This window comes from Hymenobacter sp. AT01-02, assembly GCF_000961955.2.
GTDB classification, from domain to species: domain Bacteria; phylum Bacteroidota; class Bacteroidia; order Cytophagales; family Hymenobacteraceae; genus Hymenobacter; species Hymenobacter mucosus.
In genome coordinates this window covers 1-8850 of the sequence record NZ_JZIR02000044.1, presented here as the reverse complement: position 1 = coordinate 8850, position 8850 = coordinate 1, and the positions used below count along the sequence as shown (strand labels likewise).

At 50.4% G+C, this 8850-nt stretch carries 7 protein-coding genes and 1 tRNA gene; 4 read left to right on the top strand and 4 right to left on the bottom strand.

Annotated elements, in window-relative coordinates:
* Positions 1–177: 177 nt before the first annotated feature.
* The 4 genes from clpX to VI25_RS14445 form a co-directional block, all read right to left on the bottom strand.
* On the bottom strand, positions 178–1401 hold the full coding sequence (gene clpX / locus VI25_RS14460) for an ATP-dependent Clp protease ATP-binding subunit ClpX (protein WP_045689952.1): 1224 nt from the start codon (positions 1399–1401) through the stop codon (positions 178–180).
* 265 nt (positions 1402–1666) lie between these two features.
* Complete coding sequence (locus tag VI25_RS14455) at positions 1667–2374, bottom strand: ClpP family protease (protein WP_045689953.1); 708 nt, start codon at positions 2372–2374, stop codon at positions 1667–1669.
* A 113-nt stretch (positions 2375–2487) separates the two neighbouring features.
* On the bottom strand, positions 2488–3816 hold the full coding sequence (gene tig, locus VI25_RS14450) for a trigger factor (RefSeq protein WP_045689954.1): 1329 nt from the start codon (positions 3814–3816) through the stop codon (positions 2488–2490).
* 128 nt (positions 3817–3944) lie between these two features.
* Positions 3945–4026 (bottom strand) — tRNA-Leu (locus tag VI25_RS14445).
* A 237-nt stretch (positions 4027–4263) separates the two neighbouring features.
* On the opposite strand from VI25_RS14445, the gene VI25_RS14440 reads away from it, so the two are divergent.
* The 4 genes from VI25_RS14440 to VI25_RS14425 all read left to right on the top strand — a co-directional run bounded on the left by VI25_RS14440 (position 4264) and on the right by VI25_RS14425 (position 8731).
* Complete coding sequence (locus tag VI25_RS14440; protein WP_045689955.1) at positions 4264–6471, top strand: RelA/SpoT family protein; 2208 nt, start codon at positions 4264–4266, stop codon at positions 6469–6471.
* A 153-nt stretch (positions 6472–6624) separates the two neighbouring features.
* Positions 6625–7116 (top strand): Fur family transcriptional regulator, encoded by a 492-nt coding sequence (locus VI25_RS14435; RefSeq protein ID WP_045689956.1) that lies wholly within the window; start codon positions 6625–6627, stop codon positions 7114–7116.
* Positions 7113–7460, top strand: coding sequence for an STAS domain-containing protein (locus VI25_RS14430; RefSeq protein ID WP_045689957.1), 348 nt, complete (start codon positions 7113–7115; stop codon positions 7458–7460). Before VI25_RS14435 ends, VI25_RS14430 begins: the two co-directional genes overlap by 4 nt.
* Positions 7460–8731, top strand: coding sequence for an adenylosuccinate synthase (locus VI25_RS14425; protein ID WP_045689958.1), 1272 nt, complete (start codon positions 7460–7462; stop codon positions 8729–8731). The genes VI25_RS14430 and VI25_RS14425 overlap by 1 nt, the downstream gene beginning before the upstream one ends.
* The last annotated feature ends 119 nt before the right edge of the window (positions 8732–8850 follow it).

The following is an 8850-nucleotide window of genomic DNA, read 5'->3' as shown; positions in this document are numbered from 1 at the left end:
TGAAGTTCGTGAGAAGCTAGGCCAGCAACGTGCAGCAGCAAAAGCTGCGAAGCTAATGGTAGGGTATTTAGGCAAAATCTAGGCAGTCCACGCCGTTTCTGTTTCAGCCATTACAAATACCAAAAAAGGCGGCACGTGCTTAGCACGTGCGCCTTTTTTGGTATTTGTAATGGCTTTCTACGCTGCCCGCAGTTGCTTTAAAGGCGACTGCTCGAATTTCTCCCGGGCGTACTCCAAGTCAATAACTAATTCCTTGGTGTCTGTCTCCGAAGGCATGTCGAACATGGCGTCTGTCATAATGCTTTCGCAGATGCTGCGCAGACCACGGGCGCCGAGCCGGTATTCATCGGCTTTCACCACAATATATTCTAGAGCGCCCTCGGAAAAGCTGAGTTGCACACCCTCCATGTCAAAGAGGCGCTGGTACTGCTTCACGATAGAGTTCTTCGGCTCTGTCAGGATTTTGCGCAGGGTAGCGTGGTCGAGCGGGTTCAAATGGGTTAGCACAGGTAAACGGCCAATTAGCTCGGGAATAAGGCCGAACTGCTTCAAGTCTTGGGCCGTCACGTAGCGGAGGAAGTTCTGCGTGTCGATCTTCTCGTCTAACTGGGTTTTGGCAAAGCCAATGGGCTTGGTGTTAAGACGAGTTTTGATAATGCGGTCAATACCCACGAAAGCGCCGCCGCAGATGAAGAGAATGTTCTCGGTGTTCACCGTAATCATCTTCTGCTCGGGGTGCTTGCGGCCACCATGCGGCGGAACATTTACGGTAGTGCCTTCCAGCAGCTTTAGCATAGCCTGCTGCACGCCCTCACCGCTCACGTCGCGCGTGATGCTGGGGTTATCACTCTTCCGCGCAATCTTGTCAATCTCGTCGATGTATACAATGCCGCGCTCAGCCGCTTCCACATTGTAGTCGGCGGCTTGCAGCAGGCGGGTCAAGATGCTCTCCACATCTTCGCCTACATAGCCTGCTTCTGTCAGCACAGTGGCATCGGCAATGCAAAAGGGTACTTGCAGAATATTAGCCAGCATACGGGTCAAGAAAGTTTTGCCCGTACCCGTTTCGCCTACCATAATGATGTTCGATTTCTCAATTACTACATCATCTTTCTGCGGCTTTTGCATCAGGCGCTTATAGTGGTTGTACACCGCCACCGACATCACCTTCTTCGCCTCATCCTGGCCTACCACGTACTGGTCGAGGTACTCCTTCATTTCGCGCGGCTTCACGAGGTTGAACTTCGGCGCTTTTGAATTTGCCCGAATCTTATTTTCCTCGTTCAAGATTTGTTGGGCCTGTCCCACACACCGCTCGCAGATGTGTGCGTTAATACCCGAAATCATCACGGAAACATCTTTTTTGCTCTTACCGCAGAAGGAGCACGTTATATCTGCCATTGCCAAAGGAACTCACAGGGTAGGGGATAGGTAACTTTCGCTAACCTACCTCAAAGGTACGAAAAGGCCAACGCCCCGCAGCCTTAAAAAAGTGCCAGCGGATTTGGCCTCTACTAAAAAGAAAAAGCCCGCCAAAGCGGGCTTTTTCCGTAACGTCGTCATGCTGAGTGGGTCGAAGAATGGTAAGTATTGCCGAGTAGCACGTAATTAAATACGCACCTCGGCAGTTTACCCATCCTAGCTCGGCATGTTAGCTAGAGAGGTACTAGGCTTTCTTTTTCTCTAGTACCTCGTCAATCAGGCCGTACTCCTTGGCCTCATCAGCACGCATCCAGTAGTCACGGTCGGAATTGTCGTGAATTTCCTGGTAGGTTTTGCCAGTGTGCTCAGCTAAGATGTCGTACAGTTCTTTCTTGAGCTTTAAAATCTCGCGGGCCGTAATCTCGATATCTGACGACTGACCTTGGGCACCGCCCGAAGGCTGGTGAATCATGACGCGGGCGTGAGGTAGGGCCGAACGTTTGTCTTTCGCACCACCAGCCAGCAGTACAGCACCCATAGACGCTGCCAAGCCAGTGCAGATGGTAGCCACGTCGGGGTTTACATACTGCATGGTATCATAAATCCCTAGGCCAGCATATACCGAGCCGCCGGGGGAGTTGATATAGAGCAGAATGTCTTTCTTGGCGTCTACTGACTCCAAAAATAGCATCTGCGCAGTCAGGATGTTAGCAATGTAGTCGTCTACAGCCGTGCCCAGGAACACAATACGGTCCATGATCAGGCGCGAGAATACGTCAATCTCGGCGAAGCGGGTCGGACGCTCTTCGATTACCGAACGGGTCATGTTCGAAGGAAGCATCATACCAGAGCGCACTTGGCCCTCTACGTGTTGCAGGTACTGATCTACGCCCAGACCACTGAGGCCTTGACCTTTAACAGCAAACTTGCGGAATTCTTCTTTATTCAGCATGTCAGAAAATTAGGAGAAGTGAGGTGGCACAATGGATACCGCAAAGGCAACAAAAAAGCCCTCACGGCAAGTAAGGGCTTTTTTGTTGGTTCGAAAACCGAAAATGTTAGCGCTTAGCCAGCATTCTGATTGCGGAAGTCCTCGGCCGAAATCGGGTTGTCATTAACAACAACTTTGCCGCGCAGGTTTTCAAGTACTTTCTCTGCCAGAATGGCCTCATACTCGTTCACGTAGTTTTTGCCGTTCTCCTGACGCAGGAAGTTGTCAGCAAAGCCACGCACTGATTCTTCCAGCTCTGGGGTCATTTCCATGTTGAACTGGCCCAGAATCTTCTGCATCGTGCGGTCTACGATTTCCTCGTTCGATACTTTCAGCTCACTCGCCTCTACTACCTTGTTGCGGATCAAGGACCACTTCAGCTCCTTCTCGTAATCCTCATAGTGCTCTTCTACTTGCTCCGGGGTCAGTTTGCCCTCGTTTGCACGTACCAACCACTTCTTGAAGAACTCCTTAGGAATTTCGATAGTGGTGTTTTCCAGCATCTTGTCGATGATCTGGCGGTTTACCAGGTTATCCGACTCCCGGTCGTAGTTCTCTTGTACCGTCGAGCGAACTTTCTCATCGAAGTCTTCTTTCGAGGTTACAATGTCCTTACCGAACACTTTGTCGAACAGCTCCTGATTGAATTCAGCAGGTACTGAGCGCTGTACTTTCTCTACGTTCAATACATATTCGCCTTCTACCGTGCCAGCTTCTTCCTTGCTCATGCCGGAGAAGTTAGCAATGGCAGCAGCATCACCGTCGAAAGCATTTTTCAAGTCGAAAGTGATAGTGTCGCCAGCTTTTACGCCTACAAACTTGTCAGCATCGTTCTTCAGCTTGTTGGTAGGTAGCAGCACTACGCGGCCTTCACCTTCGTCATCAGCCTTCTTCAGCTTACCGTAGATGTAGTCGTTTGCTTCCGACGTTTCGGGCTCCGACGTCTCACCGAACTGGCGCTCCAACTGCTCGTACGTTTCTTTTAGCGTGTTTTCGTCGAGGTCAACTTTGTGACGGTCAACGGAAACAGCCTGATCAGCAGGTAGTTCAAACTCGGGCAGCAAGCCTAACTCAAACTGGAAGGAATAGTCCTTCTGGTTGTCGAAGTCTACGTCGGTAGGAACCGGTAGGGGCTCACCCAGAATTTTGAGGTTGTTTTCTTTGATGTAGTCATCAACTGACTTGCTCAGCAAGCCGTTGATTTCTTCCACCAGAATACCTTTTCCGTACATTTTGCGCACCAGCGTCACCGGTACTTTACCCGGGCGAAAACCTTTGATCTGCGCCTTTTTGCTATAGTCTTTCAGCTTGCTTTCTACGGCGGGAGCGTAGTCAGCCTCCGTGAGGTTTACTGTCAGGATGGCATTCAGCTGGTCGTCTTTCTTGTCGAGGGTAATGTCCAAAACGGGTGTCGGTTAAGGGTACTACGGTGTAAATAGCGGGCCAATGAAACCCGGTAAAAAAAAGAAACCCCCAACGGGTGGGTTGAGGGTTTAAAAAGCGGTTTCACAAACTCGGAAACCAAATAAAGTGCGGATGGAGGGACTCGAACCCACACGCCTTGCGGCACCAGATCCTAAGTCTGGCACGTCTACCAATTTCGCCACATCCGCGTCTGAGGCCGTCTGCCTCGGGGCCGCAAAACTACACAAGGTGTTTTGAAAAACAAGCACTGATTTCTAAAAATTCTTGTGAAGCCGACTTATTCACCTCATTGCACCAACCAAACAGGGTACGTGTTACCGTAGTACTAGTGGGTTTCTCCGTTTCGGCCTTAGCGAAACCTTAGGCCACTTCTCGTACCTTAGCAAGTAGTATCCTGCGGCGCCTATTGCGTCGCCCCGCGTACCATGTCTACCGTTATCGACCCTGAAGTAGAGCGTCAAGAAATTTTGCGCCACTACCGCCGCTTGTTGCGTACCGCTAAGCCTTACTTGAAGGAAGGCGACGCAAAACTCATTAAGAAGGCCTTTAATACTTCCCTGGAAGCGCATAAAGAAATGCGTCGCAAGTCTGGGGAGCCTTACATTCTGCACCCACTAGCTGTAGCGCAGATTGTTGTAGAAGAAATTGGCCTGGGCACTACCAGCATTATCGCGGCCCTGTTGCACGATGTGGTAGAAGATACACCCTGGGAAATTGCCGACGTAGAGCGGGAGTTTGGCGCTAAGGTAGCCCGCATTGTAGACGGCCTCACCAAGATTTCTGGGGTCTTTGATTACGGTACATCTGAGCAGGCCGAGAACTTCCGAAAAATGCTGCTGACTCTCTCAGATGATGTGCGAGTCATTCTGATTAAGCTAGCCGACCGGTTGCACAATATGCGGACGCTGGGCTCTATGCCCCGGCACAAGCAGCTCAAAATAGCTTCCGAAACCATCTACCTCTACGCCCCGCTCGCGCACCGCCTCGGCCTGTACGCCATAAAAACAGAGCTAGAGGACCTATATCTGAAGTATACAGATACGGAGGTGTACAATGAGCTAGTGAATCGGGTGCGGCAGAGTAGGGCCGCTCGCAACCGCTTCATCAAAGAGTTTGTGCTGCCTATTGATGATGAACTCAAGGCACAGGGGTTCGGCTATGAAATAAAAGGCCGGCCGAAAAGCATCTATTCCATTCTTAAGAAAATGCGCAAGCAGAACATCACCTTCGACGAGGTGTATGACTTATTTGCCATTCGGGTGATTTTAGATGTGCCACCAGAGCAGGAAAAAGCCGCTTGTTGGCAGGTATATTCAATTGTGACGGACTTTTACCAGCCCAATCCTGACCGTTTGCGCGATTGGGTGAGCACGCCTAAGGCCAACGGATATGAGAGCTTACACACTACCGTCATGTCGCGCACTGGGCAGTGGGTAGAAGTGCAAATCCGGAGTCGCCGCATGGACGATATTGCCGAGAAAGGCTACGCAGCCCACTGGAAATATAAAGATAGCGGCACGCCCCAGCCAGAGTCAACTTTGGAAGCTTGGATCAATAAGGTGCGGGAGATGCTCGAAACCAATAACTCTAGCGCCTTAGAGTTTATGGACGAGTTTCGGCAGAACCTCTTCGTGAAGGAGGTGTACGCCTTTACTCCCAAGGGCAAGCTCGTCATCTTACCGGACAAAGCTACCGCCCTCGACTTCGCCTTTGAGATTCACACCCACATTGGTCTACAGTGTCTAGGAGCCAAAGTCAATCAAAAGCTTCAGCCGCTGAGCTACCAGCTGCGCAATGGCGACCAGGTAGAGATTCTAACGTCGCACAAGCAGAAGCCCACGGAAGAGTGGTTGCAGTACGTTACTACCTCTAAAGCACGTACGCGCATTAAGGATTGGCTACGTGACGACCGTAAAGCTAAATCTGAGGATGGACGGTTTCTCGTGGAAAAGCGCCTGGAACTATTGGGTATTGAATATTCACAGGACAATCTGAATCGGTTGCTGGCTCGCTTCAATACTTCCAGCGCCCCAGAGTTCTTCTACCGGCTGGCCATCGGGCAAATCGACGGTCGAGAAATCAAAACAGATCTGTTTGACCCCAGCATAGAGGCCCCCCGTCTGCCATCCAAATTGCAGCCTAAAGCGTTCGACCACGAAGTACAGAAAGTGCGTGGCGTGAATGCCAACATGCTGGTAATTGGGGAGCGAACCGACAAATTCGACTATAACATTGCGCCCTGTTGTAATCCTATCCCCGGCGACGATGTGTTTGGCTTCGAAACAGAGCAAGGCATTGTCATTCACCGAACATCTTGTCCTAAAGCTGTACAGATGATGTCTAACTTTGGCAACCGCATCGTCCGGGCTAAGTGGACAGAACAACTCGAACTAGCTTTTTTGGCGGGTATCCGCATCAAGGGCTCGGATAGGGTAGGGCTAGTAAATGATGTCACGCGCATCATCAGCAACAGCCTGAAAGTGAACATGCGCTCCATCACCATTGACTCCGACGATGGCATGTTTGAAGGGCAGATTATGGTATTTGTAAATGATACCGCCCACCTTACAAAACTGATTCAGCGCCTGTCGAAAGTGAGCGGAGTGTTGCAAGTGGAGCGCTTTGACTCCTGATTCAGTTCTTAAAAGTCTTTAAGAAAAGCAGTGAGTACAAAACAGTACAAGTAACAGCGGCAAGGATAGGCGCAGGTACTTTATGTAGCGCGTTGTGGCTCAAACTTCTACTTAGCTCGTTGGTTTTCACCTTCTATAATAAGGCCCCATACAATGCCTGTCATCGAAAAGCATCTGGACAAAGAAAAGTACGAGGAGGTGAAGAAGATATTCACTGCTTACCTCGAAAATAAGGGTCTCCGCAAGACGTCTGAGCGATACGCCATTCTCGAAGAGATTTACTCCCGCACGGGTCACTTCGACGTTGAAGAACTGTATGCTGGAATGAAGGAACAAGGCTTACAAGTAAGTCGTGCTACAGTATACAATACCCTCGACCTGCTGGTAGAACATGGCCTAGTGAGCAAGCACCAGTTTGGTCGTAACCTTGCTCAGTATGAGAAGAGTTACGGGTACCGTCAGCATGATCACGTCATCTGCACGGAGTGCCATAAAGTAGTGGAGTTCTGTGATCCGCGCATCCATGGCATCCAAACCATGGTCGGGGAGTTGCTCAACTTCCATATCTTGCACCACTCTTTGAACCTTTACGGTGTGTGCGGCGACTGCCGTGCGAAAGCCGCTGCTCGCTCTTTAGCCGAATGAAAACTGATACTGCTGTCCGAGACGGCATCCTCTTCGTGCGCCTTTCTGGCGACCTGATCGGTAGTCCCGATACGCAACAATTGCTGCAAAGCGTTGACCAGCACCTTGGTGATGAACTGCGCCATTGTACTGTCGATCTGTCGAGCATCCGCTACATTAACAGCACCGGCATTGGCGTGCTCGTTTCATTGCTGACAAAATTCCGCAGCCGGGGTGGTGAAATGGTGTTGATCAACCCTGCTGACCACCCGCGCAAAATGCTGGCTTTAACTAAACTGAACGCTATTTTTTCCATTGCGGACGATGAGGAATCGGCCGCCCAACAACTGAAAGCCGCGAACTAATGCCCGTTGACGTACTAGTAGGATTGCAGTGGGGGGATGAAGGTAAAGGCAAAATTGTCGATGTACTAGCCCCCACCTACGATGTAGTAGCCCGCTTCCAGGGCGGCCCCAATGCGGGGCATACTCTCACTTTCGATGGGGTGAAGCATGTCTTGCACCAAGTACCATCTGGAATTTTTCATCCCCACATTATTAATGTGGTAGGTAATGGAGTAGTACTTGATCCGGTAGTATTCCGTCAGGAACTCCAGAAGCTTACAGATCGAGGCGTCAACTGGAGCCAAAACCTATACATTTCGCGGAAAGCACAACTGATTTTGCCTTCGCACCGTGCTCTTGACCGCATCAACGAAGAAGCACGAGGTGGCAGCAAAATAGGCTCTACTCTAAAGGGCATTGGCCCTACCTATCAGGACAAGATCGGCCGGACTGGTCTCCGTGTAGGTGATATTCTCTTGCCCGATTTCCAGGAACGTTACCAAGAGGCAGTATCGCGTCATGCTACCCTTGCTGAATTCCATGGCCGCGGCCTCGAAATAGAAGAGTTCGAGGCCGATTTCTTTTCAGCCATTGAATTCCTGCGCACCCTACAACTCTCCGATACAGAGTACCTACTCAACGACTTGTTGAAAGAAGGCAAAAGCATCTTGGCCGAAGGTGCCCAAGGATCTATGCTGGATGTTGACTTTGGTACCTACCCCTTTGTCACTTCGTCTAGTACCATTGTTGCTGGTGCCTGCACCGGCCTTGGCATCGCCCCGCGCCATATAGATAAAGTATACGGTATTAGTAAGGCATATTGCACGCGTGTAGGTAGCGGACCCTTTCCAACGGAGCTACATGACGAAGTAGGAGAGCAAATTCGGGCTGCTGGACGTGAGTTTGGTGCTACTACTGGTCGCCCTCGCCGCTGTGGTTGGATTGACTTACCCGCCCTGCGGTATAGCATCATGCTCAACGGGGTGACCGAAATTCATCTAATGAAGGCTGATGTGTTAGACGAATTCGACGAAATTCGGGTCTGCACTCATTACATACTGCCCAATGGAGAGCAGACAGATCACCTACCCGACCACGGAGACTTACAGAATGTAACCCCCGTGTATATTGATCTGCCTGGATGGCGCACCGAATTGACATCAATTTCTGACCCAGCAGCACTACCATCCCCACTTACTGACTACATCAAGTTTCTTGAGCAACGGCTTGACGTGCCTGTTCGCATTGTGAGCGTAGGTCCAGACCGTGTCAGCACTCTGCACCTGCAATAGACACGTTCTAGATAATAAAGAAAGGCGGCTAGGAATACTAGCCGCCTTTCTTTATTATCTAGAACGTGTCTATTGCAGGTTAGTATACACTATGTATACAATGTCCCTTCAATATGAGG